We start from the raw sequence: 26,166 nt of genomic DNA, 5'->3' as shown, positions 1-26,166 counted from the left end.
CGCGGGATTGCAGGCAAGACCCGGAGAGGTGTGCGGTGTCCGAAGAGGATAAGAACAATCGGGACGATGACGCCACCGAGGTGAGCCCGGAAAGCGGCCCGGGCGGTGGGGCGCCGGGCAGCAGTGGTGATAGCGCCGAGGGTTCAGACTACACCGAGTATCGAGCCGCCACCCAGACGGCCGGTTTCGACCAGGCGAGGGAGCTGGCGCAGAAGGCCGGCAGTGACCAGGGCCGGCTGCTCAAGAAACGCTTCGTGCTGGAGGATGTCCTCGGTGAGGGGGGCATGGGGCTGGTCTATCGGGCCCGCGACCTGCGCAAGGTCGAGGCCGAGGACCGCAACCCCTATGTGGCGGTCAAGGTCCTGGGCCAGGGTTTCCGCGAGCACCCCCAGGCCTTTGTCTCCCTGCAGCAGGAAGCGGTGAAGTCGCAGAAGCTGGCCCATCCGAATATCGTCACCGTTTACGACTTCGATCGCGAAGGCAACACCATCTTCATGACCATGGAGTTGCTCAAGGGCGACCCCCTCGACGCCCTTTTGCGCCTCGAAGCTCCCTTCAGCAAGGAAGTGGCCCTGCGCTACTTCCGCGACCTCTGCGCCGGGCTGGAATACGCCCATCAACGGGGCCTGATCCACTCGGATTTCAAGCCGGGCAACATCTTCGTGACCACCGGTGGCACGGTCAAGATCCTCGACTTCGGGATTGCGCGGGCGGCCAGCAAGAGTGCGTTGACGCACGACTACGACGCCGGCGAACTGGGGGCCCTGACGCCCGCGTATGCGACCGCCGAAATGGTCCGGGGGGAGGCGCCGAGCCCGAGCGACGACATCTACGCCCTGGCCTGCGTGCTCTACCTGATGCTCACCGGGGAGCACCCCTACCAGCGCAAGAGCGCCGCCGAGGCCGCCGAGCTGAACCTGAAACCGCTGCGCCCGGCTTGCCTCAACAACCGCGAATGGGCGGCTCTTGCCGCGGCGCTGAATCTGGAGAAGGCTAAGCGGCCTGCGAGCATTGCCGCCTTTCGCGAGGCCATGCTGCCACCGCGACGGGGTGGCAGTTGGCTGGCACTGGGTATCGCCGGGCTGGTCGTGCTCGCGGTGGCGGGCTGGTATGGCTACGAACAGTACCGCAGCAAGGAAGCGGCGCGTGAGGCGATACTGCAGCGGCTGCAGGCCGGCAAGGACTGCTACATCCAGCGCGATTACACGTGTGCGGTGGAAAACGCCCTGGTGGTGAGCAAGCTGGCCCCGGACGACCGCGAAGCCCAGGCGCTGCTGGCGGCGGCCCGCCAGGCCCAGGCCGAAGCCGAGCAGGAGAGCCTGGTGCAGAGCCGCCTGCAGGCGGCGCGCGACTGCCTGCAGGCGGCGGACTACGCCTGTGCGCGGCGACGCCTGGTGGCACTGTTGGAGCTGGTGCCCGATCAGCTGGAGGCCCAGCAGCTGCTGCGCGACACCGAGGAAGCCGAGCGGCGTGCCGCGGTTGAGAATCTTCTAACGCAGGCGCGCGAATGCGTCTCGACAGGGGACATTCCCTGCGCCCGGGAACAGCTGGCGGAGGCACAGGGCCTGGGTGCCAGTGCCGCGGAACTCTACCCGGTGCAGCGCGAGCTGGATGCCCTGGTGGCGGCTCAAATGGCGGCCACCCGGGACCGCGAGGAACGCGTGCGCCTGCTACTGGACGAGGCTCGGGCCTGTCTGAAACGGGAGGATTTTGCCTGTGCCGAAGCCCGTGCCGCCGAGGTGCTGGCGGAGCAGGCGGACAGCCCGGGCGCCTTGGAAGTCCAACAGGCGGTCCGCGCCGGCCGCGAGCAGCGGGCCTTCCGCGAGCAGACCGTGGCGAATTTCCTGGCCGAGGCGCAGGACTGCTTCGAGCGCAAGAACTACAGTTGTGCGATCGCCAAGTCCGAATCGGCTCTGGCAATTGTGCCGGGTCACGGCGAGGCGCGACAGATGATCGAGCGGGCAAACAAGGCCCAGAAACAGGCTAAAATGAACATTACTATCGAATAGGCGGGGGGCACAGTATGCAACGCTGGATCGGGGTACTGGCCCTGGCGGGACTGGCAGCCAGCCAGAGTCAGGCGGGGTTTTTCGATGAACTGGTCAACGCGGTCGAGCAGACCGCGAAGGACACCGCCAAGCAGGTGGTGGTGCAGACCACCAGTCAGATGGTTCGCGACATGATCATTGGCTACACCATTGAGCAGGTGCGCTCCGATGATGAGGTGGCCGAGGACTACCGGCGCGAGCACGGTGACCTGCCGGTGAATACGCGGGTGTCCTCTTACCGCACCGAAATTCAGCCGGGGACCTCTGTCAGTCCCGGCACCGAGGTCAAGGTTCGCTCCTGGATCGAGGTGGTACCCGGGCGCAGCGGTGACAAGCCGGTGATCGAGGAGCGCTTGACCATCTGGGACAACGAGGACAACAGTGTTGCCCTGAAAAGCATGACCAAGGCGGCTGGCAAGCGCGGTGGTGCCTTCAGTGGCGAGTTTACCTTTGCCTTGCCGGAGGGCCTGCCCCAGGGGGTTTACCCGGTGAGTACCGACCTGATGCTCAACGGCGAGCAGGTGGGGGACCAGAAGCACGGTCTGCAGCTGGTGTTACAGGTAAATTCGCTGGGCGAGGCGCAACTCCTTGCACTGGCACCCTGAGCGGGCGCCCGCACGGGAGAACTGATCCGGCGCGGCTCTCGATTTGGGCTGGGTCCGCTGCTGCTTACAGTGGCAGCTCGAAGCGCTCGCGCAGAAAACGGGCGATGCCGTCCTCGTCGTGGTGGCCAATTACCGCGGAGGCAGCCGTCTTGACAGCGGCGTCGGCATTGTCCGGGGCGTAGCATTCGTCGGCGAGCTGGAACATGCTCAGGTCGTTTTCGCCGTCGCCGAAACAGACCACCCGCTTGACCCCCAGCTCCTCCTTCAAACGGCTGACAGCGCCGCCCTTGCTGGCATCGCTGTGGTGGATATCAATCCACTTCAGCCCCCGGCCTTCGATCGCCGTGCCGCAATAGGCTACCAGGTTGGCCTCGTCCAGGATTGCCGCGGCAATGGTGTCGATGGCGCCGGGTTCGCCGAGGGCGCTGATATTGGTGATGTCGGCATTCGCCGGCAGCTGTGCGATCGGCAGCACGGGGACATCGCTACGCTTGCCGAATTCCTGTGCCAGGCGCTCCTCGACACTGTTCTGCACCGGGGGGTGGTAGATGGCGTGTCGGTTGCCGGGCTCCAGCGTGAAGACGAAAGGTGTGACCTCCCGTGCCAGCACGGCCTCGAGCACGTGCTGTATCTCTTCCTGGGTCAGAAACGCCGTGTGGCTGTAGTCCTCCAGATCCGGTTGCCAGATCACCACGCCATTCTTGTAGATCTGCGGCAGCTGGAAGCCGTGGCCGGCCAGTACGTCCCGGGAGGCGTGCAGGGTTCGGCCCGTGGCCACGGTATAGGCGATACCGCGCTCTGCCAGCAGGCGCAGGGTATCCCGGGTATAGGGGCTGATCTCGGATTGGCGGTTGAGTAATGTGCCGTCGAGGTCGAATACCAGCAGGTCCACGCGGGGCTCCAGGGAAAGACTTGGGCGCGAAGCTTAGCGGGTTTGGGGGGCGCACGTCGAGTGGCGCGGGTCCGCTGTGGCGATGCCCGCCGGCCCCCGCTACACTCGTGTCATGAGAATAGCCGCTTCCATTCAGGGTGTTTTGCTGGCCCTTCTGTTGGTTGCCTGCAGTGATGCACCGCGCCACGAGACACTGCCGGAAGGCAGCGTGGTACTGGCTTTTGGCGACAGCGTGACCCATGGCACCGGAGCCCCGAAGGGTGCCGACTACCCCCGACACCTGGCGGCACTCAGCGGCTGGCAGGTGATCAATGAGGGTGTCCCGGGTGATACCGCGCAAGCTGCGCGGGAGCGCTTGCCGGGCTTGCTGCGCGCGCATCAGCCGCAGCTGGTGATTGTCGAACTGGGCGGCAACGATTTTCTGCGCAAGCGCCCCGACCACTCCGTGGAGGCGGATCTCCGGGCGATACTGGCGCAAGTTGCCGAGCATGGCGCGTTGCCGGTGCTGGTGGCGGTGCCCCGGCTTTCGCTGCTGCGCGCCAGTGTGGGCGCCCTGAATGATGCTTCCCTCTACGCGGATCTGGCGCAGGAGACAGGCGTGTTGCTGGTGCCCGACGTATTCTCGGAGATTCTCTCCGACGCCGAGTTGCGCGCGGATGCCATTCATCCCAATGCCGCGGGCTATCGTGTGCTGGCGGAGGGGATCGCCCGGGCGCTGCGGGAGTCGGGTCTGCTGGAGTGAGGCCCGCGCCGCGCAGGCCCTGGCCGCCGCGCGGTAGGCGGTGCCGCGGGGGGCTCGCTAGAGCCCGCTTTCCCGCAGTACCACCTGCAGCTCGGCCAGCTGCTGTGGATTCCAGTCGGACCCCTGGGCCAGGTTGCCCCACACCGGTTGTGGCCAACAGGGGTCCCCTTCGCGCCGCCCGAGAATATGCAGGTGCATCTGCGGTACCAGGTTGCCGAGTCCGGCAAAGTTCACCTTGGGGTAGCCCAGTGGGCCCTTGAGCAGGGCGGACACGCGCTGGCAGTCCGCCATCACCGCCGCGAGTTGCACGGCGGGCAGGTCCAGCAGGTCCTGCGCCCGGGTATCGGGTACCAGAATGAACCAGTGCAGCAGGGCATTGCGCATCAGCAGCAGGCTGCCCGAGGGGAGGGCAGCCAGGTGATGGCAGTCCTGCTGCAGCTGTGGGTGCAGTTCAGACATCGGCGTAGCGATTGATGACCATCTTGCCCAGGGCCATCTGATGGACCTGGTCGGGGCCGTCGGCCTGGCGGCACCAGCGGGCGTAGTTGAAGCCCTCGGCCATGCAGTAGTCGCCGGTCAGGCCGCCGGCGCCGTGAATCTGCATGCAGCGATCGATGATGTTCTGGATCATCAGCGGCACGCTGCTCTTGCTGGCGGCGATCAGGTCGAGGGATTTCGGCACGCCGTTTTCATCCATGCTGTGGCAGGTCTTGAGAACCAGCAGGCGGGCCATCTCCAGCTCGGAGAAGGAGCGGGCGATTTCCTCGCGCACGGACTGGTGCTTGGCCAGTGGGCGGCCGAAGGTCTCGCGCTGGGTGGCGCGCCGGCAGGCCAGCTCCAGGGAGCGCTGGGCGACGCCGATCAGGCGCATGCAGTGGTGCATGCGGCCGGGGCCCAGGCGACCCTGGGCGATCTCGAAACCGCGGCCCGGGCCGAGCAGGATGTTCTCCAGCGGCACGCGCACATTGTCGAAGCGGATTTCGGCGTGGCCCAGGGGCGCGTCGTCATAGCCCAGCGTGGTCAGGGGGCGCACCAGGGTGAGCCCGGGGGTCCCCGCCGGCACCAGGACCTGGCTCTGCTGCAGGTGGCGGTTGGCGTTGTCGGGGTCGGATTTGCCCATGACGATGAAGATCTTGGTGCGCTCGTACATGGCGTTGGTGATGAACCACTTGCGACCGTTCAGGACCCACTCGTCACCCTCCTGGCGAATGCTGAGCTGGACGTTGGTGGCGTCGGAGGAGGCCACCTGGGGTTCGGTCATGGCGTAGGCGGAGCGGATCTCGCCGGCGAGCAGGCGCGGCAGCCAGTCGGCCTGCTGCTTTTCGCTGCCGTATTTGATCAACACTTCCATGTTGCCGGTGTCCGGGGCGTTGCAGTTGAATACTTCCGGGGACCAGAGCACCCGGCCCATGATCTCCGCCAGGGGGGCGTAGTCAAAGTGGTTCAGGCCGTCGTGGTCGCAGTACTCCCCGGCGTGAGCGGCGTGTTCGGGGGTCAGGAACAGGTTCCAGAGGCCCGCGTTTCTCGCCTTGGTCTTCAGTTCATCCATGACCGGGAGGGCGGCGAAGCGTGAGCTGGCCTGGTGCAGTTCCTCCTCGTAGCGCGCTTCGTTGGGATAGATGTGCTCATCCATGAAGGCCTTCAGGCGGGCCTGCAGCTCCAGGGATTGCTGGCTGAAACGGTACACGGCGATTCCTTTTTTGCAGTTTATTCAGAAGTGATCAAGTGTACCCCGTTCGGGAGGTTCCGGGAAACGCATGGGTTTGGCAGTTGACAGGTCTCAAAACAGCTGCGTACCTTGGAAGCCTGTTGGCGCCGGAGGTGTTGCTGTATGGCCGATACCGAGATTGATCTCGATCTGGACTTCGACGATAGCCAGGATCCGATCTGGAATCCCGCGCTCCTGGCAATTCCCATGCCGGGCATACGGCGCATGGTCAACCTGGCCGCGACCCTGGACGATGTCATCCACCTGTCCATTGGTCAGCCGGACATGCCGGCTCCCGCACATGTGGTGGATGCGGCGACCGAGGCACTGCAGGCCGGGCAGACCGGCTACACCATGGACGCCGGGCTGCCGGAGCTCCTTGAGTCGTTGGCCGAGTACTACGCGGAGCGCTACCACCGGCCGCTGGACCCGGAAAACTTTCTCATCACCACCGGGGCGACCGAGGCGATCTATCTGGCACTCACCGCGCTGTCCGCGCCGGGGCGGGAAATCATTCTGCCCGACCCCAGCTTCATGCTGTACGCCCCGCTGATCCGCATGCAGGGTGGCTCCGTTTATAACGTGCCCCTGCGGCAGGAGAACCGCTATCAGCTGGACCCGGACGAGGTGATTGCGGCGATGGATCGCAATACCGCGGCGGTGGTGCTCAATTCCCCCAGCAACCCCACGGGCACGGTGTACCCGCGAGAAACCGTCGAAGCGATTGTCGAGGAGGCGGCCTACCGTAATATTCATGTGATCAGCGACGAGGTCTACGACCACCTGATCTACGACGGCAAGACCTATCCCAGCGTCCTCGGCTGCTGCTCTGACCTGGACCACGTGATGGTGATCAGCAGCTTCTCCAAAACCTACAGCATGGCGGGCATGCGCGTCGGCTGGCTGGTGGCCAGTCAGGGCGCGATCCGCAAGCTGCGTCGCTACCACATGTTTACCACGACGGTGGCCAATACCCCCTGCCAGTGGGCCGGGGTGGCTGCGCTGCGGGGTGGCAGTGAGTTCGTCGACAGCATGCTGGAAGAGTATTCCCGCCGTCGTGACCGCCTGGTGGAACTCGTGGCACAGACACCCGGTCTGCGCGGCTACCGGCCCGAAGGGGCCTTTTACATGTTTCCCTCCCTGCCAGAGGGGGTCGACGGCAATGACGTGGCGCTTCGGCTTCTGCGCGAGACTGGCGTGTGTACGATTCCCGGAGGCACCTTCGGCGAGGGGAGTACCAACGCACTTCGGATCAGCTACTCCACCTCCATCGACAGGATCGAGGAAGCCTTCGAGCGGATTATTCCGTGGATGGAAAAACAGGACTTCACCTGAAACCACAGCTTTACTCACCGCAGGTGTCTGTGTAGTCTCATGGCTCTGCTTCGCGAAATCACTCGCGGAGCGGCCGGACGGGCGACCGGTGCCGGAAGGTGAAAGCTCCCAGATATTCACAACCATAGGGGATCATCCATGAACAGAACATTACTGTCTCGCACCCTCCTTGCCACTGCGGTAGCGCTGTCCATCAGCGCCTGTAGCCAGGACGATGCCGAATCCGCCAAGGAGTCTGTCTCCGAAGCTGCCAGCAGCGTTTCCCAGACTGCCAGTGACGCGATGGATGCGGCCGGTGAAACCATGTCTGACGCTTCCGAGGCCGTCGGGGATGCCGCCAGTGACGCGAAGGAGTGGGGTGAAGACGCCATGCACGACGCCGAGCAGGCAACCGAGGACACCATGCACGACGCCGAGCAGGCCATGGAGGACGCTGGCCACGAAGCCGAGCAGGCCGCCGATGAAGCCGAGGATGCCGCCGACGAGGCAGCCGACGACATGAAGAGTGCGATGGAAGGCTGAGGCCTTTCTGCCATCGCTGCCTGTGAGCAAGAACGATGGCACGCGGGCAGCGATGCAGGAGAACACTATGTACAGCTTACTGAAGCGGGTCGGCTTTCTGGCCTTGCTGGGGTGTGGGCTGCAGGTGTCGGCAGAACCGATTCACTCGCAGACTGGCTGGCTGGAACTGGTCAAGGGGCACCTTGACGATAAAAGTGGTGCCACGGTTGCCGATGTGCAGCCGGGGGATCAGCAGGGCACGCGCAAGGTTACGCTGTACATTCCGCGCCAGACCCTCTCGGGGCACGAAGGGGACATTGAGGAGGTGCGCGTCACCGCCCAGCGCCCCGACAGCGGGGTGGATATCAAGCTGCCCGAGTTCCGTTACGAGTGGGTGGACGATTACGACAACGACTATTACGGGCTGGTGATCCATCTGCGCGACGATGGCTCGCTGCCGCTGCGGCTCTATCTGGAGTCCGGCACGGGCTACGCGGATCAGGAATTACCATGAACCCCTTGACGTAAGCGATTCAGATCCCTATAGTTCGCATCTCACAACGCAAAGCGCCCGTAGCTCAGCTGGATAGAGTACCTGGCTACGAACCAGGCGGTCGCACGTTCGAATCGTGCCGGGCGCGCCATATCCGAAACCCGCGAAGTCTCTGACTTCGCGGGTTTTTCTTTTCTGCGGCACATGCTGGTGGCGGAATCTTGCCTAGCCCGGGGCTTCCTCGCGCAGTGTTCCTATCAGCTCGCCGAACTCATCGAGTAATTCCGGATCGTAGAAGCGGCGATCATTGTCCATGATGTTCAGTGCCTGCTGCCAGGAAACGCCCCAGTGATAGGGGCGGTCTTCCGTGATGGCGTCAAAACTGTCGCAGATGCGCATCATCCTGGCAAAATAAGGAATATCTGTCCCGCCCAGCCCCCGCGGGTAACCGCTCCCGTCAAAGTTTTCGTGGTGCATGAGGACGGCGTCTTCGACGTTCTGGCTCAGACCTAGCGGCGATATGATTTCGTGACCGATGAGCGTGTGCTGTTTGACCAGCATCATTTCCGCCGGTGTCAGTCGGGATGCCTTGTTGAGAATATTCTCCGGTATGGCCATCTTGCCGATATCGTGAATTTCCGCGGCCTGCTTGAATCCCTCGCATTCTTCTGCCGAGCAGCCAAGGTGCAAGGCAAAGCTGTAGGCCTCGCTGCCGAGGCGGCGGTGATGACCGGCGAGGTCCGGATCCCGGTAGGACACCATCCTCTCAACAAACTTGGCTATCCTGTCCATCTCGGGTCACGCTCCCTTGTCGAGATCTCGCTGATATTGGATTGTTTTTCGTGATCCCGTGGTACTTTCTAAACGGGGTGCCACCTGGGTGTCAAATCATCAACGCACTGTGTGTGATCCATTGACGATTTTGGCTAAAAGCAAACCGGGTCAAACGCTATAGCGGACACGATCGCTCTACTGTCAATCTCCCGGAGCTGATGGCAAGATGTGCGGCTTTTTTTCGCTCTGGAGTCTTATCGCAGTGCGCACAATTCTTCTACTGATCTCTCTCGCCTTGCTTCCGGGCTGTGCTGTTGTCAGCGTCGCCGATGCGGTGGTCACAGTGGCTGCAACGGGAGTCAGTGTCGCCGCGAAAACAACCGGTGCGGTCATCGATGCGGCAATTCCCGACAGCGACGAGACCGATGGCCAGGACTGACTTAAAGTCTTGGCCGACCGCGCGTTGGCGCCATGCTGACTCGCCTGTCGTGGGGGTGCCCGTCGACCTCGGTGGGTGGCAGGGAGGCGCGCCCGTTGTCGGCGGAACATCCCCCTGCGGTCGACAGTCGGCTGCTAGATAGCGCCGCCATTGATGCTGGCGGAGATCAACACATTGGTGTCGCCACTTTCGGTGGATTTCAGCAGCATGCCGTTGCCCACCCCGAACCACTCGTTGCGCAGGGTATTTCCGCCGCTGTCCGTAGTTTCCACCTGGAATTTGCAGGCCTGGTAGCTTCCCGCAGGTACCGTCACACTCTCTACCCCGATGAAGGTGGTTTTGGTGGCGGTGGCATTGTTCGTGGTGTTGTTGAAACCATTCGCCCGGGTGGTCACCTCTGTGGTGTAGTTCTGGCTGTAGCTTTGACCGGCACTGAGGTCGAAACGGTCAAGGCGCTGGGGCTTGAACACGATCCGGGTTTCCGATGACACAGGGCTTGTGGACGCGACCTCGACACCGACCTGCGTGACCCGGTAATTGGCGACGTCCGGTACAAAATAGGCGTCGGTGGTTGAGGTGGAGGGCGCAGCGCCGGTAACGCGTGTGTCGCTGCTGCCCTTGAAGGTGTTGCGACCGTTGAAACGGGCACCTGCCTGTATCCGCTGCTCATAGTTTGTGGTCAGGGTCGCGCCGGAAGCATCGGTGCTGCGATAGCGCGCAACGATGACGGTGTCGGCGGTGACAAGAGCCGCGTTGAAGCAGTTGCGGGCATCGCCGCTACCGGTTTGCGGCTTCTTGCGAAAAACCGCCTCCAGATAAAATACTTCGTTCGGTCGCTCCAGAAATGCCATCAGGTCATCGTTGCCCGCGAAGCCCGCTGTGGACAGACGGCAGGGCTTGCGGTTGCCGCCACACATTCCCCGGTGCCGCTTCTTCCAACCGACGAACTCGTAGCCCGCCTGTGGGCGTGCCACGAAGGTTTCGTCAAAATGGATATCGTTAACGTCAATCGTCGGGCAACGGGTATTCGGTCGGCAGGTGAAGCTGCCAGATTGCGTCGTGATGGTGCCTCCTGGCGAGGTGCTCATCTGGATCTTGCAGCCCGACAGAATCGTGGTGGCGGCGAGTAGTGCAGCGGTCAGTGCTTTTTGCATGGGGAGAGCCTTCCTGTAGCTCGTTATTGTCATACCGGAGAATAAGTCAGCTTGAATGTGGACGGTTTGCCAGCGACCGGATTTGTGATGCGACTCACAGTTCCCGTCGAGGCACACGGGTCACCCGGTTGTCGGCGTTCCCGAGTTGGCCCCCGGGACTGAATTTGCGGCTTTGTTCCACTTCTCGACGTGACCGCTTCACGGTTATTATTCGCACCTCTTCGCCTGCCTGGTGTACCCCGATATGTTTCGCTCCATACGATTCGCGACGCTGCGTCGCGGGCTGTTCGCGATCCTGTTTGCCGCCTGGGCACAGGGGCTGGGTGCCGTGGTCCTCGAGGTGCCGGTTCGCCTGGATCTTGCGGTGGTCAACGAGGCCCTGCAGGCGCAACTGTTTACCCACACGGGGCGTGCCGAGATTGTCCGCGATGCGATCGCATGCAACCGAGTGGCCCTCTCTGACCCTCAACTCTCCGCGGCTGAAGACGGCTTGTTGCGGCTGACCACGCGCCTCGAGGCCCAGGTCGGAACGCCACTGGGCAAGCGCTGCCTGTTGCCGTTTCGCTGGGAAGGGGTGATCGAGACCCTGGAGCGCGTGGAGCTGCAGGCGGATCAGCGTATCGCCTTTCGCGTGGTGGACTCGCGGATCCTGCGCGCGGACGAGCAGCGCCGGGCGCTGCCGGGGCTTGCCTGGGACTGGGTGAAAGACCATATACACCCACGCCTGGGGGCGGTCACTCTGAACCTTGAGCCCGCGATCAACGACCTTCGCCTGCTGTTGGGCCAGGCCCTGCCGGTAGCAGCGGAGACCCGCGACGCCGTGGCTCGCTCTCTGGCTATTCGTGACGCGCGTGTCGGCGAGCAGGGGCTGGAGGTTGTGGTTGCCCTTGAGGTGCCGCCGGCACCGGACGGCTGGCAGTCGTTGCCTCAGCCCGTTCTTAGCGCGGAGGAACTGGCGCGCTGGGATCAGGCGTGGCAGGCCTGGGATGGCTTCGTGACCTGGCTGATCAAGGATCTGGCGGTCGCCGCGGACCCCGCGCTGCGAGATGCTCTCGGGGGATTGCTGGTGGAGGCGCGTTATGCCTTGCGCGATGCACTGTCCCGGGAACAGCCCGACGGCGATGCGGTGCGACAGCTTTTCCTGGATGCCTGGGAACGGCTGGCCCCCCTGTTGCGCGATTATCCCGATAACCTGCCCGGGAGCCGCAGCCTGCAGCTGGCAACCTTCCTTAGCGCTGGTGATGCCTTGCGGGCGATTGATACGGCCGCGCCTCACCTGGGGCTGAACCTGGATAGCCAGAGCCTGCGCCATATGGCGCGCATGCTAGCGCCCCAGGTCAGTGACGAGGACCTGGGCCGGCCGCTCGGGGTGGACCCGGTACTGCGGCAGTTACTGGGGCTGGAGCCCGTGCTGGAGGAGGTGCCTGCACCGGCCGCGCTCCCTTTTGCCTGGCTGATGTCCCCGGCTCATGCAGCCGGGTTGAACCCCGCGTTGGTCGAGCGTCTGACACCCTGGGCGCCGAGCCGCGCTGATATCGACCGCTACCTGCCGGTGATGGAGGAGCTACTGGACGCGGCGATTCGCGCCGAGTGGCAGCGCGGCAAGGTGCCTGCAGCCTATTTTGATCTCTACCAGGACCTGGTGCGGGCGACCGCCTGGCAGGAAACCTGTTGGCGGCACTTTGTGCGTAAGGAAGGGGCGATTGCGCCGATTCAGTCCTCGGCTGGCTCGGTCGGTCTGATGCAGATCAACCAGCATGTCTGGCGCGGCGTCTATGACCTGACCCGCTTGCGGGAGGATGTGGGCTACAACGCCCGTGCCGGGAACGAGATTCTCGCCCACTACCTGGTGGATTACGCCCTGCGCCGTGGCGAGCATGAGGTTAGGGGTGATACGCATGACCTGGCCTTTGCAAGCTATGCCGTCTACAACGGTGGGCCGCGGCACCTGACCCGCTACCGCACGCCGGAGCAGAGCAATGACTACCTGCGGGCTGTCGATCGCGGTTTCCGCGACAAGTACCAGGCCATCCGCGAACAGGGCTTCCGGGCGGTCAAGGCTTGCTACGGGGATTGAGAGCGCCGGTCAGACTGGTGTACCAAAAGCCGTTTTTGCCGCCCGCAGGCTGGAGTTGCGCGGCTACCTCACCCTAAGCTGGCCATTCATACAATAACAGGCAGTGATCCGGTGGTCAGGGACGTTACAACCGACTGGCTGGTGGCAGGGAGCGGCGCGGCCGGCCTCACCAGCGCAATCGTGGCCCATCAGCTTGGCGGCAAGGTGCTGGTGGTGGAAAAGGAAGCGCGCTACGGCGGTACCACCTGCAAGTCGGGTGGGGTCGCCTGGATTCCCGCCAATTCCCGGCAGGCGCAGTGGGGCGTACAGGACAGCGTGGAAGAGGGCTGGACCTATCTCAGCAGCCTGATCGGCGACAGTGTGCCCGAGGCGCGTTTGCGTGCCTATGCCGAGCGCGCTCGGGAAATGCTGGACTTCATGCTGCAGCACAGTGCGGTGGATTTCACGCCACTTCCCGATTACATGGACTACTACGAGTCCCGTCCCGGCTACAAGCCTGGGGGCCGCTCCATGGACCCGGGCGCCTTCGACCGCCGCCTGCTCGGTGATGAGGCACGGCGCATTCGCGACGATTACATCACGCTGTTTCCTTTCAGCATTACCGTGCGCGAGATGCTGCGTTTGGGTGCCATGGACGGCGGTGCCTTCCTGCTTGGGGCGCGTCTCGCCCTGCGCTACTGGCTGGATCTGCCAGCGCGCCTGCGGGGGGAACCCGATCGCCGCATCAGCCTGGGCGCGGGCCTGGTGGCGCAACTGCGCTACGGACTCCTGCAGCGCGATATTCCCCTCTGGCTGAGCACGCCCGTCGAGGAGCTGTGTGTCGAGGATGGCCGTGTCTCCGGTGCCCTGGTGTCCCACGAGGGGGAGACCCTGCGCGTACACGCCCGCCGCGGTGTGCTGCTGGCGACCGGGGGGTTCGCCCGCGACCTCGCCCTGCGGGAGACCTGGCAGCAGCCACCGGTGAGCGATGTCTGGAGTGCCGCGGCACCGGGTGCCACCGGCGACGCCGTGCGCCTGGGGCAGGCTGTCGGCGCGCAACTGGGCTTCATGGGCAGCGCCTGGTGGTCCCCCAGTTATCGGCCGCCCGGTGGCACGGCCCAGGCCCTGATCAGCGGCAAGGCCTATCCCGGCTCCATCATGGTCAACCGCCAGGGGCGGCGTTTTACCAACGAGGCACAGCCCTACGAGGATGTGGTCAAGGACCAGTACGCGAGCGAGGCTCGTGGGGAGGGGGCGGTGCCGGCCTGGCTGATCTTCGATGGCCGCTTTCGGCGCCGCTACGCCGCCGGTCCGGTCAAGCCGGCCTGGATGCAGCCTGACTGGCGAGTTCCGGCGGCATGGTTCGATTCCGGCTTGCTGACCCGGGCGGACTCGCTGGAAAGCCTGGCGGAGAAGCTGGGCATTGACGCTCCGGGGCTACTGGCGACAGTGCAGCGTTTCAACAGGCATGCCCGCAGCGGGGAAGATCCCGAGTTCGGACGCGGTGCCACCCTGCACGATCGTTTCTACGCCGACCACAAGGTGCAGCCCAACCCCTCTCTGGGGCCACTGGAGGAGGCGCCGTTCTACGCCCTGCGAATCGAGGCGGGCGATCTCGATACCAAGGGTGGGCTGGCCTGCGATGAGTATGGCCGGGTGCTGGATGAACAAGGTGAGGTGATTACCGGCCTGTATGCCGCGGGTAACGCCAGCGCGGCGGTGATGGGTGATACCTACCCCGGCGCCGGAGCCACTATCGGCTCGGCGATGACCTTTGGCTACCTGGCGGCGCGGCACGCCCTGGGCGCCGAAGCCGGCGCGCCCGAGCGCACCCGTCGCGCCACCTCGCCCAGTGAAGATCACGCGATGCAGGATGGCGAGGCCATCGCATAAGGAGACAACAACCATGCAACCTGCCTATGCCTTTCTCGCCCCCGGCCAGTTTGCCCGCGGCTGGCACATCGTGCGCTTCTCCCGCGAGCTCGCGACAGGGGAGTTACAGCGCCTGCACTACTTCGGCCGGGATCTGGTCCTCTACCGCGGTGAATCGGGCCGGGCCGTGGTACTGGATGCCCACTGCCCGCACCTCGGCGCTCACCTGGCCAGCGATGGGGGACGACTGATCGGCGACAATATTGCCTGTCCCTTCCACGGCTGGACCTTCGACCCCGAGGGACGCTGCGTGGATATTCCCTACGCGAAGCGGATTCCCGAGAGGGCGCGGCATGCCCTTCGGGGTTGGCCTGTCCTGGAGAAGGACGGTTATATCGCCGTCTGGCACGACCCCGAGGGCAACCCGCCCGAGGGTTATTTGCCGGACATTCCGGACTGGGGTCAGGCGGGCTGGGGCGACTGGCATTTCCATCGCTCGCGCATACGGGCACAGCCCTGCGACGTGATCGAGAACATTGTCGACGTCGCTCACTTTGCCCATGTCCACGGGGGGGAGGTGCAGAGCTTCGAGGCGAGCTTCACCGACCGCACGGTGACCCAGCGCTCCCGGGTCAGGCAGACCGCCGGTGCCCGCCGGATCATTCCCCCGGGTCTGGCTTTCGATTTTGCCGCCTCTACCGCCGAAGCCGTGGCGGCGGGCTCCGAAGTCACCGGTGAGGCCACCTATCACGGACCGGCGATTATGACCTATTGCGCCGAATCGCGCAGTGAGCTGGTCAGCTTTCGCACCTGGTGGGTGAACTGGCACACGCCGGTGAACGATGATGAAGTGGATCTGTGCAGCGCGGTGATTCTCGCCAGCCTGACCGATGAGCCGCTGCCAGCCGAGTTTGTCGAGCTTTACGCGAATACTGCCCACGCGGCCTTCGGGCAGGATGTGGAGATCTGGAAGGACAAGATCTACCAGGCCGACCCCATCCTTTGCGACGGTGACGGCCCGGTAAACAAGCTGCGCCGCTGGTACGAGCAGTACTACCTGCCCCTGCGGAGCTGAGGTGCTGGCAGCTCCGCAGGGGCTGTGCCTCCGCGTCTGACTACTGCCCCTGCGCGGCCATGGGGCGCATGATGCGTTTCTCGTAATCTTCCATGAAGCGCTTTTTCTCGTCCAGGCTGGAGCGTTTGCCCAGGGCGAAGGCAAAGGGCAGGTTGACCGCCGAGGTCATTCCGGCTTCCTCGAGGCGCTGCAGGGTAGGGACATCCGGCGGCGTGGTCAGGCCGACGATGGTCTCGAAGGGTTCGTCGCCGCGGCCGGCTTCCCGGCGCAGTTCCCGCAGGCGCTCGAGAATGGCCGGCACCTCGTCAGGGTGGTTGCCGGCGCCGATCCAGCCGTCGCCGCGGAAGGCCGCCCGGTGCAGTGCGGCCTCGTTGTTGCCACCGACGATGATCGGGACCTTGTGGCCTGGCGCGGGATTGATGCACAGGCGCGGGAACTGGAATACCGGTCCGTCGTGCTCGACCATGCCCCCCTGCCAGAGCTTGTGCATCACGTCGATCATGTCGTCCATGCGCTTGCCGCGCGCCTTGAAGGGCACATCGTAGATCTCGAATTCGTCTTCCATCCACCCGGCGCCGATGCCCAGCGCGAAGCGACCGCCACTGAAAATATCCAGCGAGCCGGTGGCCTTGGCGACCTCGAAGGGGTTGCGCAGGGGCAGAACATAGATCGAGGTGGTGAAGTGCAGTTTTTGGGTCGCCGCTGCCATGAAGGCGATGCTGACCCAGCAATCGGGGTAGGGGGCATCGGGGGTCATGGGCGGCTTGCCGTCGGCGGCATAGGGGTAGGGCGCCTTGACCTCCTCCGGGAACACCGCGTGGTCGGCATTGAACACACCGTGGAAGCCGAGTTCCTCGGCAAACTGTGCCAGGGGGACCAGCTGCTCCGGTTCGGTCCAGACCAGCGCTTGCCAGAACTTCATCTCTCTCTCCTGCTTGTGTTGTGACAGCCAGGCTGTCGCGACCGGTGTCGTCCGGCGGCTGACCATCCTATGCCAGATTGCCGTTACCGCCACGCCAAGTTTAATGAATGTATATTAATTTGATGAATAGTTGAACCCCGGGCCCACACAGCATGCAAGGGGGGCCAGCGATGGCTTCCCGCGCCCGCGAGGCGCTGTTACTGTCGCTGCAACAATCACACAGGAGAGCGGCAGACATGGGCAAGCAGGAAGACAGGGCTTTCGCAGAGCATTATGGACCCGTCGCGCTGGTCACCGGTGCCTCGTCCGGCATCGGCGATGCCTTCGCTCGCCTGCTGGCTGCCCGCGGCCTGGACCTGCTGCTGGTTGCGCGCCGTCGGGATCGCCTGGAGGCGCTGGCCGGGGCACTGCATGAACAATACGGCGTGCGAGTGGAGGTGTGTGAGGCAGACCTCGCAGACCCGGCCGCGGTGGACCGCATTGTCGAGGCCGCCCGGGGACTCGACATCGGGCTGCTGGTCAGCAATGCCGGTTTTGGCCTGAAGGGGGCCCACCAGGACACTGCCCCCGCCCGCATGGCCGACATGCTGCAGGTGAACTGCGCGGCCCCGGCCCAGCTCTGCCAGCGCCTGATACCGGCCCTGGTGGCCCGGGGGCGCGGTGGGATCGTGCTGACCAGCTCGGTGGAGGGGCTCATGGGCATGCCGTTCTCCGCGGCCTATTCCGCGAGCAAGGGTTTCGTCAACAACCTGGGCGAAGCCCTCTGGGGAGAGCTGGTGCCGCAGGGAATTGATGTGTTGACCCTCTGCCCCAGCAGCACCGACACCGAGGCCCACGCCCTGCAGGGGATCGACAGCTCGACCCTGGAAGGAATGATGAGCCCCGAGGCGGTGGCGGGCGAGGCCCTCGATCACCTGGCCGATGGCCCGGTCTGGATCGCCGGCGAGCACAACCGACAGATGTTCGATGCCATGTTAAGCATGCCGCGCCGGGATGCTCTGTTCAGCATGGCGGATGCCATGCGCGCCGCGCTCAAACCCTGATCAGAGAAGGAGTCGACATGACACTGGAACAGTTACTGGCAGAACGCGAGATCTACCGCGCCGTGGTGCGTTTTGCCCGGGCCATGGATGAAAGGGACTGGGACGCCCTGCGGGAGCTCACCACGGCGGATGTCACCGCCGACATGGGCACGGGGCCTCTGCAGGGTGTCGAGGCGATCATTCGCGTGATTCGCTCCTACCTGGATGACTGCGGACCGACCCAGCATCTGCTGGGGAATGTCCTGATCGATGTGGAGGGGGATACCGCCCGCAGCCGCTGTTACGTGAGTGACATGCACCTGGGGCAGGGTGGTGCCGAGGGCAAGACTTTCAGCACCCTCGGGGATTATCACGATCAATGGCGGCGGGAGGACGGCGTCTGGCGCATGTCTCATCGTACCAAGTTGAATCGCGCGCATATCGGTAGCTTTGAGGTCCTGGGGCCAGGCCCGGGTTGAAGGGCTCGCGCCCCCGGGGAGCGCCGCCGGGCATGTAAACGGCTGTAGCCGGAAGCCAGCGCGGATGCCCGCGCTTGGCGTGCTTGCGCGCCTGTGTTTTAATTGAAAACAATTCTCATCATCAACACGGAGCCTTGTTATGCGCCTGACCCTGCCCCTGGTTTTCGCCACCCTGCTGGCTGTGCCGGCCTTCGCCGATGACGACCGAGTCGAGCACTACAAGGGTGAGCCGTCCCGTAGTCTGGAAGAGGCCCTGCAAAACCTGAGCGAGTACAACGGCCGACTGAAAGCGGTGCTTGCGGGCGGTGAGCTGGCCGGGGACGATTTCCACGACATCCACCAGATCACCTATACCCTGGAAAACGCGCTGGAACGCCTGGAAGACGAGCTGGATGCGATGGAGGACGACCTGGAAATCATTCACAAGGCGTCGGAACGCGGCGAGGCGGACAAGATTGAGGCCGCGGCCCCCGCCTATTTCGAACGCGCCGACAAGCTGTAGTGCTGACGATAGCGGCTGTTTTACGGGCGCCATTTCGGCGCCCTTTTACTTCCTATCGCCGCGGCTGAATGGCCGGGCAGTGGCGGGCCATTCAGCCGCGGGCAGGAAGCCTCGTCAGCGCGCTTGCGCGGTTTCCGGCAGGGCAAAGGCCAGGTAGGCATCCCCGGTAGGAGTACCCAGCTTGCCGCCGCTGCAGGTGATGACAATGTACTGCCGCCCATCGATGCTGTAGATGGCCGGGGTGGCGTAACCCGCTGCGGGAAGCTGGTATTCCCACAGCTGCTCGCCCGTATGCTTGTCAAAAATGCGCAGCTTCTCATCCGAGGTCGCAGCGATAATCAGCAGGCCCCCCGCGGTCACCACCGGGCCGCCAAAGTTGCGGGTGCCGGTTTGCGGCACGCCCTCTGCGGTCAGTTCCGCGTACTCCCCGAGGGGCACTTCCCGCAGGCGCTTGCCGGATTTGAGATCGATCGCATTCAAGGTGCCCCAGGGCGGCTTGACCGCCGGGTAGTAGCGGTCGTCGACAAAATCCGTGTAGCCGGCGAAGACGTGGATGGTCTCTTTCTCCACCGCGGCATCCGCGGGCTCCGGTTTCAGCTCGCCGGCACTGAAGGCGAACAGGTAGTCGACCACCGCTTCCCGCTCGTGTCGCGACAGGTGGTTGAACGGCATCATGCGCCCGCGACCGGCGGCCACAACCTCGAGTGCCTCGCGCTTGTCCAGGGTCTCGTGCACGTTCTTCAGAGGCGGCGCATAGGGGTAGAAGCCGGCGAGATCGAGCCCGTGACAGCCGCTGCAGTGTTGCCGGAAAACAAATTCTCCCACGCCCATGGAGCTGCCGCGGTTCACTTCCACCGCCTCCATGCGAATGATGTTGGGGGCATTCATGGCATTGATGTAGTAGAGCCCGGAATCGGGGTCATAGGCGCCGCCACCCCAGTTGGCGCCGCCGTAGAAGCCCGGCAGCAGCACCGATTTCTGCAGGCCGGGGGGGCGCATGAAGGCAAAATCCTGCGCCTCCTGCCACTGCTTGAGGGCATGGGCGTGGGCCTTCTCGTTGATGTCGGTGAGGTCATCCACGCTCATTTCGCGGCGGGCAAAGGCCTCCGGCAGTTCCACCCGCGGCTGGGTCGGATAGCTGTAGCTGCCGGGAATGTCCGAGCCTGGCACTGCCACCTCGGGAATCGGCCACACCGGCTCGCCGGTCAGACGGTCCAGCAGGTAGACCACCCCTTCCTTGGAGGCCTGGGCTACCAGGTGCAATGTTTCGCTGCCGCGGCGCAGGTCGACCAGGGTGGGCGCGGAGCTGAGGTCGCGGTCCCAGAGGTCGTGATGCACGGTCTGGAAGTGCCAGATGCGCTCTCCGGTATTCGCATCCAGGGCCAGCAGGGTGTTGCCGAAGAGGTTGGCACCCTTGCGGCCGGAGCCGTCGAAATCCGGGGCGGGTGAGCCAGTGGGGGCGTAGACAATACCCCGCTCGCGGTCGATGCTGAGGCCCGCCCAGGCATTGGCGCCGCCATGGGTCTGGCGGGCACCTTCCGGCCAGGTCTCGGCACCGAATTCGCCGGCGGCGGGCACCGTGCGGAAGCTCCAGACGTGCTCGCCGCTGCGCACGTCAAAGGCGCGGATGTCACCCGGGGCGGCACCGGCCGACTCGGTCACGGCGGAGCCGAGGATGATCAGGTTGTCGTGGATGACGCCGGGGGAGGGCACGTTGAGGCTGACGGTCTCCGGGTCGCGGTCGAGGCCGTGGCGCAGGTCGACGCGGCCGGCCTCGCCGAAGTCCTCGATCGGCTTGCCGGTCGCGGCATCCAGGGCCATCAGATAGTGGCCGGTGGTAAACAGGATGCGCCCGCCCTCGTCATCACCCCACCAGGTGACGCCGCGCATGTTGGACATGCCCGCGTATTCCGCCGAGGGCTCGAAGGTCCAGAGTTCGCGTCCGGTAGCGGCTTCCACGGCAAACACGTTGTGCAGTGGGTTGCGGCCATAGAGAACCCCGTCGACGACGATGGGGTTGACCTGCAGTTCCGAGCTGGCGGGCAGCTCGGCGCCGTGGGCGCTGTCATAGCGCCAGGCGAGCGTCAGTGCCTCGACGTTGCCGCGGTGGATCTGGTCCAGGGCGGAATACTGGCGATTGCCGGGGTCGCCGCCGTAGTGGGACCAGCTGTCACTGGCCTGGCCTGCGGCGGGCAGGTGGCCCAGGCACAGCCCCAGCAGGCCCAGGGTCAGGTGGCGGCGCATGCTGTGAAGTGTCGACATGGCGGAAGCTCTCGATCGGAATACGGGGATTGACCGACGCCGGCACCGCAGGGCGCCGGGTTGATCGGGGTCAGGTGTTTTTCTGTCGCACCAGTTTGGCAGTGGCGCTGGCGGTGGCGGATACCTGCCCTTCCCGGTTGACCAGGTGGCCCTCCAGGAACACGGTGCTGCGCCCGGCCTTGACCACCCGGCCGCGGGCGATCACCGGCCCGGCGCGGGTCACCTCGAGGAAGCTGACCTTCAGTTCCAGGGTGGGCAGGGCCAGGATGTCCGGCTGGCTGATAAAGGCCGAGTGGGACATGGCGGCATCCAGCATGGCCGTGATGAAACCGCCCTGGATGGTGTCCACCGAGTGGCAGAACTGCTCACCAATAGCAAAGTGCATTTCGCAGGTGGCGGCCTCCATGTCGAAGTCCACCAGCTCGGCGTTCAGCACCTGCAGGCAAGGGGGCAGCAGCGAGTTGTTGTATTCCAGGCGGGCTTGCTTGTCCATGGCTCAGCGCTGCCCCCATTTGAGCAGCTCGAAGATCTTGTAGGAGGGATCTTCCTGCCCGGGCTTGCCGATGTGCGCGCCCTGGATGATGGGGTTGTCCAGATTGACCTGGGAGGGGTTGTTCAGATAAGCCCAGTCGGCATCGACTGCGCGGTGGCTGAATTTCCACACGCCCTGGCGCTTTTCGTACTTGTCAAAGTAGCGGCCACCGATCAGCAGGTCGATGGGGCCCTCGTCGGTGCTGATGCGGTGGAAGGCAATGATATAGACCTCGCCCTCGCCGCGGTCACCGTCGAGCTTGATATTCACCGTGGTCACATTGTGATGCAGGATCTCCATGTTGGCCTGGATGTCAGGCAGCTTTTCCATGAAGTCCATGGCCAGGCCCTTGAAGAAGGAGCCGTGGTCGTCGATGGCGTCCTCGTGGTAGAGCTGGCGGAATTTCTCGTTGTCATGCCGGTCGGCGGCATTGCAGTAGGTATTGATCAGTTCCATGATCGCCTGCTTGTCCAGCAGGGCCTGTAATTGTTCTTCGAGGCGCTTGTCCATGGGGTATCTCCGGAAGGGCGTCCGGCAAATCATAGGGCCGGCACTGGAAAAAAGAAAACGGGTGGCGCCCCGGCGAGGCGCCACCCGTGTCGGGTCGATCAGAATTCCCAGGTAGCTTCCACACCGTAGGTACGCGGATCGCCAAAGTAGCTGACGGTCCAGACACCGAAGGGCAGGGTGTTCACCCGGTATTCATTGTCCAGCAGGTTCTTGCCCCACAGAGCCAGTTTGACGTTCTGGTTTTCGCCCACCGGCAGGTTGGCCAGAGTCAGGCGGCCATTCAGCAGGGTGTAGGGCTTAATTTCCGAGAAGGCGTTCTGGCTCGGTTCGATATAGGGCACGTGGCTGTCCACGAATTCCCAGTCCAGGCGGCCGGTCAGGTCACCCCAACTGCCACGCGCGAAGGTGTATTCCGCGGAGAGGCTGGCGCTGTGACGCGGTGCGTAGGGGAAGTCCTTCTGGTCCTTGCGGTCGACACCGTTGTCGATGAACTCCTTGTACTCCGCATCCAGGTAGCCGTAGGTAGCCTGCAGCTCGAGGTCCGGGGTGGGCAGTGCCACGATTTCAAACTCGAAACCCTGGAGTACCGCTTCACCGGCGTTTTGCACCACGGAGGCGGCACTGTTGCCGGCGACGAAGATGGACATCTGCATGTCGGTGGAGTCGTTGTAGAACACGGCACCGTTGAACTGCAGGCGGTTGTCCAGCCAGCGCGACTTGATGCCCAGCTCGTAGGAGGTGATTTCCTCGGCATCGTAGGGCGTGCTGAAGTTCTCCAGGGAGATCGCTTCACCGTTGAAGCCACCGGCCTTCCAGCCCTCGGCGATCTTGCCGTAGATGTTGATCTCGTCGGTCAGGTCCCAGGCGGCAACGAAGGTCGGGGAGACATCGTCAAAGGTATCCTTGGCGCGGCCAGCAAAGGGCGGAGCGTCCTGGGGGTGATCGATGTAGGTGTCCTTCTCTTCTTCGGTGTAGCGCAGACCCACGGTCAGGGTCAGGCGGTCCTGGAAGATGTCGGCGCCGGGACGCCACTCTACCTGGCCGAAGGCGGCGATAGAGTCGTTCTCGAAGCCGTAGCGGTTTTCCGAGGTCGGGGCACCGAACAACGGAAAGAAGGAAATCGGGTTGTAGACGTCCGCTTGCTCTTCAAAGTAGTACAAGCCCAGCACGTAGTTGACGCGATCGGTCATCCCGGTCAGCTGGAACTCGTGGGACTCCTGCTCGTAGTCGATGTCGCGGGCGGAGGTGAAAAAGTTCAGCGGCGAGCCGTCGATGTCGATGTTGTCGTCCCAGCGCAGCTTGCGGGTGTTGCCCAGGTACTTCAGCGTGACGTCGCCCAGGGCGCCCCAGTTGCCGGCATCGTAGTCCGCGAAGAGGTTGTGGGAAATGGACTTCGAACGCTCGTACTGGTGCTGGTCGAGGCTGACGGCATCCACGTTGTCGTTGGCGCGGGTCAGGTAGGGCGCCAGCAGTGCATTGATGCCGGCGGAGTCGGTGGGGTCCAGACCGGTCAGCTGGTTCTTCGGCGGCGCCAGGTCCATGTTGCTGTAGTCCCAGGCGTAGCGGATCTCCAGGCGGTCGCTCGCGGCCCAGAGGATATCGTAGCGGAAACCTTCGTTGTCCAGGTTGTTGAGCTCGTCGATCATCGGCTCGTTGGCCAGGGGGATGCCCACGGGGTCGGAGACGTTGTCGTAGAAGCCGTCGCGCTCGCGGATGGAGCCGGTGATCTTGGCCATGACCTGACCCAGGCCCTCGAGGTCCAGGGTGCCGGTGTCGACGGTGCCGAACAGGGTGCGCAGGTCGTGGTTGCCGACGCCGCCGCGAATCTTGCCGCTGAACTCACCGCTGGGGGCCTTGGTGATCAGGTTGACGGCACCGCCCAGGGTGTTCTTGCCGTACAGGGTGCCCTGGGGACCGCGCAGCATTTCAATCCGCTCCAGCTCCGCGACGTCAAAGATGCCACCGACGTTCTTGCCGATGAAGATCCCGTCCATGTAGATACCCACGGTGGGTTCCCAGGTGATGGCCGGGTTGATCGTGGTGGAACCGCGGATGGCGATGGTGGCCGCCGTGGTGTTGGAGGGGCTGCGTGTGATCTTCACGTTGGGCACGGAGGTGCCGAGGTCTTCAATGTTGTTGACGCTCTTCTGTTCCAGGGCGTCCGAGCCGAAGGCGGCGATGGAGATCGGCGCGTCCTGCAGGGACTGCTCGCGCTTCTGGGCGGTGACCACCACTTCTTCCAGGCCCTGGGCCAGCGCAGTGCCGGCACCGCTGGCAACCCAGGCGGCTACCAGCATGGAAAGGCTTTTTCTTGCGTGCATAGCGAGATCCTCGTCATGGCATGTGTCGTTGTGCGGGCGCATACTAAACAGGCAGCCCGCGGTGGGCATACCTTGTTTGGGGGATGCGAGGAGGGTACCTTAACCGCGGTATGGATTTGTCCACAAGAATCCAGTCTGTGTAATCTTTCACGGAAAGACGTCGCGGGAAAAGCGCATGGAATTCAAGGACTATTACAGCATTCTGGGGGTCGAACCGGAGGCGGATACGGCGACGATCAAGAGCGCCTACCGCAAGCTGGCGCGCAAGTACCACCCGGACCTGAATGCGGACCCCGAGGCCGAGGCACGCTTCAAGGAGGTGGCCGAGGCCTGGGAAGTGTTGAAGGACGAGGGCCGGCGCGCCGAGTACGATGAGCTGCGACGCATGGGCGGCCGGCGCGCAGGCGGCTTCGAGCCGCCGCCGGGATGGCAGTCGTCCTCGGGGGGCGAGTACCAGCAGTTCGGCGGTGACTTTTCCGATTTTTTCAACAGTATTTTCGGCGGCGGTTTCGACCCGGGTGCCGGACCAGCAGGCGGGCACGCCAGTGGCCGGCGCGCGGGTGGCTGGCCGGGGCAGGATGTGGAGATCGAACTGCCGGTCTTTCTCGAGGAGACCCTCGCCAAACAGTCGCGCCCTGTGGAGTACCGTATTCCCGTAGTCGAGGGCGGTCAGCGACACGAGTTGCACAAATCCCTGAAGGTTACGGTCCCCGCGGGCGTCGCCGATGGGGCGCGTATACGCGTCCGGGGCCAGGGCGCACCGGGCAGCGGTGGTGCACCGGACGGCGACCTCTACCTGCATGTCCGACTGGTTCCCCACCCGCTGTTCGACGTGGAGGGGCACAATCTGGTCATCAGTGTGCCCCTCGCGCCCTGGGAAGCGGCTCTCGGTGCCCGGATCGATGTGCCCACACTGGAGGGGCGCATCCGCTTGTCGGTGCCCGCAGGCAGTCAGTCGGGACAGAAATTGCGGGTTGCCGGCAAGGGGCTGCCCGGACCCGGGGGGCGTGGCGATCTGCTCGCGGTCCTGCGGATTGTGCTGCCCAAAGAGACGGGCCCTGAGCAGCAGGCGCTCTGGGAGCAGCTTGCCGCGGCCAACTCCGGCTTTGATCCCCGCGCGGGATGGGAGAGATGAGCATGAAAGAGGTATCCACGCGCATGTCCGCCCTGGAGCTCTGCGAGTGCGAAGGGGTTCCCCGTCAGGCGGTTGTCAGCCTGGTCGAGTACGAGGTTGCCTTCCCGCTGGCCGGGGCCTCGGTGGAGGACTGGATTTTCGATGTCGACAGCATCCACTGGCTGCGCAAGGCCCTGCGACTTCGCCGCGACCTGGAGCTGGAATGGGTGGCCGTGGCAATGGTGGTGGATCTGTTGCGCACACGCGAGCGGCTGGAAAGGGACAACCGTCAGCTTCAGCGGCGACTCATGCGTCTGTTGCAGGAATGAAGGCGGGGCCCGGCAGCCAGCTTGCGCCGTGCCGTGCCCCGTCAGAGGGACGTGCCGACTAGCCGAAGACGTAAAAGGCCATCTTGTTGCCGTCGGGGTCGCGGACATAGGCACCATAAAACATGTCGGGCATGCGCTGCCCCGGCTCGCCCTCGCAGGTGGCACCCAGTTCAATCGCCTTGTGGTAGAGCTTGTCCACGTCCGGCTTGCTGGCCGCGGTAATCGCAAACATGTTGCCGTTGCCGGGATTGGGGGCCTTTTCATTGTAGGGGATGCAGACTGCCAGCATGGGCTGCTCCATGCTCGGGCCAATCATGGCGATGCGGTCCATTTCCATGAGGACCTTGGCCCCCAGTCCGGACAGCAGTTCGGTATAGAAGGCCTTGGCCCGGGCCATGTCCTTCACGCCAATGGTAATGTAACCAATGGGATGGACTCCTCCTCACCTAACCGGCATCTACGTGCCAAAATGGTGAGTG

26 protein-coding genes and 1 tRNA gene are annotated in these 26,166 nt (G+C 64.2%); 16 read left to right on the top strand and 11 right to left on the bottom strand.

The features are described from left to right. Positions 1-35: 35 nt before the first annotated feature. A complete protein-coding gene (locus ACYVGS_RS15485) occupies positions 36-2,009 on the top strand; it encodes a serine/threonine-protein kinase (protein WP_460589585.1) in 1,974 nt (657 codons plus the stop codon). 14 nt (positions 2,010-2,023) lie between these two features. Further along, entirely contained in the window at positions 2,024-2,653 is a 630-nt protein-coding gene (locus tag ACYVGS_RS15480; RefSeq protein ID WP_460589584.1) for a hypothetical protein, read from the top strand. 64 nt (positions 2,654-2,717) lie between these two features. Here ACYVGS_RS15480 and ACYVGS_RS15475 read toward each other — a convergent pair whose 3' ends face one another. Continuing rightward, positions 2,718-3,545, bottom strand: a complete 828-nt coding sequence (locus ACYVGS_RS15475; RefSeq protein WP_460589583.1) for an HAD family hydrolase — start codon at positions 3,543-3,545, stop codon at positions 2,718-2,720. Positions 3,546-3,657: 112 nt separating this feature from the next. On the opposite strand from ACYVGS_RS15475, the gene ACYVGS_RS15470 reads away from it, so the two are divergent. Continuing rightward, complete coding sequence (locus ACYVGS_RS15470) at positions 3,658-4,287, top strand: GDSL-type esterase/lipase family protein (RefSeq protein WP_460589582.1); 630 nt, start codon at positions 3,658-3,660, stop codon at positions 4,285-4,287. Positions 4,288-4,344: 57 nt separating this feature from the next. On the opposite strand, the gene ACYVGS_RS15465 is transcribed toward ACYVGS_RS15470, so the two are convergent. Together ACYVGS_RS15465 and ACYVGS_RS15460 are read right to left on the bottom strand one after the other, a co-directional pair. Next, positions 4,345-4,746: an HIT family protein gene (locus tag ACYVGS_RS15465; protein WP_460589581.1), complete on the bottom strand. Its 402-nt coding sequence runs from the start codon at positions 4,744-4,746 to the stop codon at positions 4,345-4,347. Further along, positions 4,739-5,974 (bottom strand): acyl-CoA dehydrogenase family protein, encoded by a 1,236-nt coding sequence (locus tag ACYVGS_RS15460; RefSeq protein WP_460589580.1) that lies wholly within the window; start codon positions 5,972-5,974, stop codon positions 4,739-4,741. Before ACYVGS_RS15460 ends, ACYVGS_RS15465 begins: the two co-directional genes overlap by 8 nt. A 144-nt stretch (positions 5,975-6,118) precedes the next feature. Here ACYVGS_RS15460 and ACYVGS_RS15455 point away from each other — a divergent pair, with 144 nt between their 5' ends. The 4 genes from ACYVGS_RS15455 (at position 6,119) to ACYVGS_RS15440 (ending at position 8,475) form a co-directional block, all read left to right on the top strand. Next, the gene (locus ACYVGS_RS15455; protein WP_460589579.1) at positions 6,119-7,330 is read left to right on the top strand and encodes a pyridoxal phosphate-dependent aminotransferase; all 1,212 of its coding nucleotides are present in this window, start codon (positions 6,119-6,121) and stop codon (positions 7,328-7,330) included. A 138-nt stretch (positions 7,331-7,468) separates the two neighbouring features. Beyond that, the gene (locus ACYVGS_RS15450) at positions 7,469-7,852 is read left to right on the top strand and encodes a hypothetical protein (protein WP_460589578.1); all 384 of its coding nucleotides are present in this window, start codon (positions 7,469-7,471) and stop codon (positions 7,850-7,852) included. A gap of 67 nt (positions 7,853-7,919) precedes the next feature. Continuing rightward, entirely contained in the window at positions 7,920-8,345 is a 426-nt protein-coding gene (locus ACYVGS_RS15445) for a hypothetical protein (RefSeq protein ID WP_460589577.1), read from the top strand. Between the two features lie 53 nt (positions 8,346-8,398). Beyond that, positions 8,399-8,475: transfer RNA gene (locus ACYVGS_RS15440), tRNA-Arg, on the top strand. Positions 8,476-8,549: 74 nt separating this feature from the next. Here the strand turns inward: ACYVGS_RS15440 and ACYVGS_RS15435 are convergent. Next, on the bottom strand, positions 8,550-9,116 hold the full coding sequence (locus ACYVGS_RS15435; RefSeq protein ID WP_460589576.1) for an HD-GYP domain-containing protein: 567 nt from the start codon (positions 9,114-9,116) through the stop codon (positions 8,550-8,552). Between the two features lie 244 nt (positions 9,117-9,360). Between ACYVGS_RS15435 and ACYVGS_RS15430 the strand changes: the two genes are divergently transcribed. Next, on the top strand, positions 9,361-9,537 hold the full coding sequence (locus ACYVGS_RS15430) for an NF038104 family lipoprotein (protein ID WP_460589575.1): 177 nt from the start codon (positions 9,361-9,363) through the stop codon (positions 9,535-9,537). Positions 9,538-9,671: 134 nt separating this feature from the next. Here the strand turns inward: ACYVGS_RS15430 and ACYVGS_RS15425 are convergent, their stop codons facing one another. Continuing rightward, on the bottom strand, positions 9,672-10,691 hold the full coding sequence (locus tag ACYVGS_RS15425; protein WP_460589574.1) for a hypothetical protein: 1,020 nt from the start codon (positions 10,689-10,691) through the stop codon (positions 9,672-9,674). Between the two features lie 244 nt (positions 10,692-10,935). On the opposite strand from ACYVGS_RS15425, the gene ACYVGS_RS15420 reads away from it, so the two are divergent. From ACYVGS_RS15420 to ACYVGS_RS15410, 3 genes are all read left to right on the top strand, one after another. After that, a complete protein-coding gene (locus ACYVGS_RS15420) occupies positions 10,936-12,768 on the top strand; it encodes a lytic transglycosylase domain-containing protein (protein WP_460589573.1) in 1,833 nt (610 codons plus the stop codon). Positions 12,769-12,879: 111 nt separating this feature from the next. After that, complete coding sequence (locus ACYVGS_RS15415) at positions 12,880-14,640, top strand: FAD-dependent oxidoreductase (protein ID WP_460589572.1); 1,761 nt, start codon at positions 12,880-12,882, stop codon at positions 14,638-14,640. A 13-nt stretch (positions 14,641-14,653) separates the two neighbouring features. After that, on the top strand, positions 14,654-15,694 hold the full coding sequence (locus tag ACYVGS_RS15410) for a Rieske 2Fe-2S domain-containing protein (RefSeq protein WP_460589571.1): 1,041 nt from the start codon (positions 14,654-14,656) through the stop codon (positions 15,692-15,694). A gap of 40 nt (positions 15,695-15,734) precedes the next feature. On the opposite strand, the gene ACYVGS_RS15405 is transcribed toward ACYVGS_RS15410, so the two are convergent. Beyond that, positions 15,735-16,616: an LLM class oxidoreductase gene (locus ACYVGS_RS15405; protein WP_460589570.1), complete on the bottom strand. Its 882-nt coding sequence runs from the start codon at positions 16,614-16,616 to the stop codon at positions 15,735-15,737. A 236-nt stretch (positions 16,617-16,852) separates the two neighbouring features. On the opposite strand from ACYVGS_RS15405, the gene ACYVGS_RS15400 reads away from it, so the two are divergent. The 3 genes from ACYVGS_RS15400 (at position 16,853) to ACYVGS_RS15390 (ending at position 18,619) form a co-directional block, all read left to right on the top strand. Continuing rightward, entirely contained in the window at positions 16,853-17,659 is an 807-nt protein-coding gene (locus ACYVGS_RS15400) for an SDR family NAD(P)-dependent oxidoreductase (protein WP_460589569.1), read from the top strand. 17 nt (positions 17,660-17,676) lie between these two features. Next, positions 17,677-18,117: a nuclear transport factor 2 family protein gene (locus tag ACYVGS_RS15395; RefSeq protein WP_460589568.1), complete on the top strand. Its 441-nt coding sequence runs from the start codon at positions 17,677-17,679 to the stop codon at positions 18,115-18,117. 139 nt (positions 18,118-18,256) lie between these two features. Further along, positions 18,257-18,619 (top strand): DUF6746 family protein, encoded by a 363-nt coding sequence (locus ACYVGS_RS15390; protein WP_460589567.1) that lies wholly within the window; start codon positions 18,257-18,259, stop codon positions 18,617-18,619. Between the two features lie 114 nt (positions 18,620-18,733). On the opposite strand, the gene ACYVGS_RS15385 is transcribed toward ACYVGS_RS15390, so the two are convergent. The 4 genes from ACYVGS_RS15385 to ACYVGS_RS15370 all read right to left on the bottom strand — a co-directional run bounded on the left by ACYVGS_RS15385 (position 18,734) and on the right by ACYVGS_RS15370 (position 24,244). Next, positions 18,734-20,881 carry an outer membrane protein assembly factor BamB family protein gene (locus ACYVGS_RS15385; protein ID WP_460589566.1) on the bottom strand — a complete coding sequence of 716 codons (2,148 nt, stop codon included), beginning with the start codon at positions 20,879-20,881 and terminating at the stop codon, positions 18,734-18,736. Between the two features lie 70 nt (positions 20,882-20,951). Next, positions 20,952-21,374, bottom strand: a complete 423-nt coding sequence (locus ACYVGS_RS15380) for a PaaI family thioesterase (protein WP_460589565.1) — start codon at positions 21,372-21,374, stop codon at positions 20,952-20,954. Between the two features lie 3 nt (positions 21,375-21,377). Next, the gene (locus ACYVGS_RS15375; protein ID WP_460589564.1) at positions 21,378-21,923 is read right to left on the bottom strand and encodes a nuclear transport factor 2 family protein; all 546 of its coding nucleotides are present in this window, start codon (positions 21,921-21,923) and stop codon (positions 21,378-21,380) included. 98 nt (positions 21,924-22,021) lie between these two features. Beyond that, positions 22,022-24,244, bottom strand: coding sequence for a TonB-dependent receptor (locus tag ACYVGS_RS15370; RefSeq protein WP_460589563.1), 2,223 nt, complete (start codon positions 24,242-24,244; stop codon positions 22,022-22,024). A 175-nt stretch (positions 24,245-24,419) separates the two neighbouring features. Between ACYVGS_RS15370 and ACYVGS_RS15365 the strand changes: the two genes are divergently transcribed. Together ACYVGS_RS15365 and ACYVGS_RS15360 are read left to right on the top strand one after the other, a co-directional pair. Next, positions 24,420-25,379 carry a DnaJ C-terminal domain-containing protein gene (locus ACYVGS_RS15365; RefSeq protein WP_460589562.1) on the top strand — a complete coding sequence of 320 codons (960 nt, stop codon included), beginning with the start codon at positions 24,420-24,422 and terminating at the stop codon, positions 25,377-25,379. Positions 25,380-25,381: 2 nt separating this feature from the next. Then, positions 25,382-25,687 carry a chaperone modulator CbpM gene (locus ACYVGS_RS15360; RefSeq protein ID WP_460589561.1) on the top strand — a complete coding sequence of 102 codons (306 nt, stop codon included), beginning with the start codon at positions 25,382-25,384 and terminating at the stop codon, positions 25,685-25,687. A 58-nt stretch (positions 25,688-25,745) separates the two neighbouring features. Here the strand turns inward: ACYVGS_RS15360 and ACYVGS_RS15355 are convergent, their stop codons facing one another. Beyond that, a complete protein-coding gene (locus ACYVGS_RS15355; protein WP_460589617.1) occupies positions 25,746-26,105 on the bottom strand; it encodes a VOC family protein in 360 nt (119 codons plus the stop codon). Positions 26,106-26,166 lie beyond the last annotated feature (61 nt).

Source organism: Haliea atlantica (assembly GCF_054779855.1).
Note: the sequence above shows the minus strand (reverse complement) of the source record. Positions and strands in the feature narration are given on the sequence as shown.

Bases quoted from the DNA above. Each gene is read 5' to 3' on its own strand.
- ACYVGS_RS15480 (WP_460589584.1), top strand. From the start codon at position 2,024: ATGCAACGCTGGATCGGGGTACTGGCCCTGGCGGGACTGGCAGCCAGC.
- ACYVGS_RS15470 (WP_460589582.1), top strand. From the start codon at position 3,658: ATGAGAATAGCCGCTTCCATTCAGGGTGTTTTGCTGGCCCTTCTGTTG.
- ACYVGS_RS15465 (WP_460589581.1), bottom strand. From the start codon at position 4,746: ATGTCTGAACTGCACCCACAGCTGCAGCAGGACTGCCATCACCTGGCT.
- ACYVGS_RS15455 (WP_460589579.1), top strand. From the start codon at position 6,119: ATGGCCGATACCGAGATTGATCTCGATCTGGACTTCGACGATAGCCAG.
- ACYVGS_RS15450 (WP_460589578.1), top strand. From the start codon at position 7,469: ATGAACAGAACATTACTGTCTCGCACCCTCCTTGCCACTGCGGTAGCG.
- ACYVGS_RS15445 (WP_460589577.1), top strand. From the start codon at position 7,920: ATGTACAGCTTACTGAAGCGGGTCGGCTTTCTGGCCTTGCTGGGGTGT.
- ACYVGS_RS15435 (WP_460589576.1), bottom strand. From the start codon at position 9,116: ATGGACAGGATAGCCAAGTTTGTTGAGAGGATGGTGTCCTACCGGGAT.
- ACYVGS_RS15425 (WP_460589574.1), bottom strand. From the start codon at position 10,691: ATGCAAAAAGCACTGACCGCTGCACTACTCGCCGCCACCACGATTCTG.
- ACYVGS_RS15420 (WP_460589573.1), top strand. From the start codon at position 10,936: ATGTTTCGCTCCATACGATTCGCGACGCTGCGTCGCGGGCTGTTCGCG.
- ACYVGS_RS15410 (WP_460589571.1), top strand. From the start codon at position 14,654: ATGCAACCTGCCTATGCCTTTCTCGCCCCCGGCCAGTTTGCCCGCGGC.
- ACYVGS_RS15405 (WP_460589570.1), bottom strand. From the start codon at position 16,616: ATGAAGTTCTGGCAAGCGCTGGTCTGGACCGAACCGGAGCAGCTGGTC.
- ACYVGS_RS15400 (WP_460589569.1), top strand. From the start codon at position 16,853: ATGGGCAAGCAGGAAGACAGGGCTTTCGCAGAGCATTATGGACCCGTC.
- ACYVGS_RS15395 (WP_460589568.1), top strand. From the start codon at position 17,677: ATGACACTGGAACAGTTACTGGCAGAACGCGAGATCTACCGCGCCGTG.
- ACYVGS_RS15390 (WP_460589567.1), top strand. From the start codon at position 18,257: ATGCGCCTGACCCTGCCCCTGGTTTTCGCCACCCTGCTGGCTGTGCCG.
- ACYVGS_RS15385 (WP_460589566.1), bottom strand. From the start codon at position 20,881: ATGTCGACACTTCACAGCATGCGCCGCCACCTGACCCTGGGCCTGCTG.
- ACYVGS_RS15380 (WP_460589565.1), bottom strand. From the start codon at position 21,374: ATGGACAAGCAAGCCCGCCTGGAATACAACAACTCGCTGCTGCCCCCT.
- ACYVGS_RS15375 (WP_460589564.1), bottom strand. From the start codon at position 21,923: ATGGACAAGCGCCTCGAAGAACAATTACAGGCCCTGCTGGACAAGCAG.
- ACYVGS_RS15370 (WP_460589563.1), bottom strand. From the start codon at position 24,244: ATGCACGCAAGAAAAAGCCTTTCCATGCTGGTAGCCGCCTGGGTTGCC.
- ACYVGS_RS15365 (WP_460589562.1), top strand. From the start codon at position 24,420: ATGGAATTCAAGGACTATTACAGCATTCTGGGGGTCGAACCGGAGGCG.
- ACYVGS_RS15360 (WP_460589561.1), top strand. From the start codon at position 25,382: ATGAAAGAGGTATCCACGCGCATGTCCGCCCTGGAGCTCTGCGAGTGC.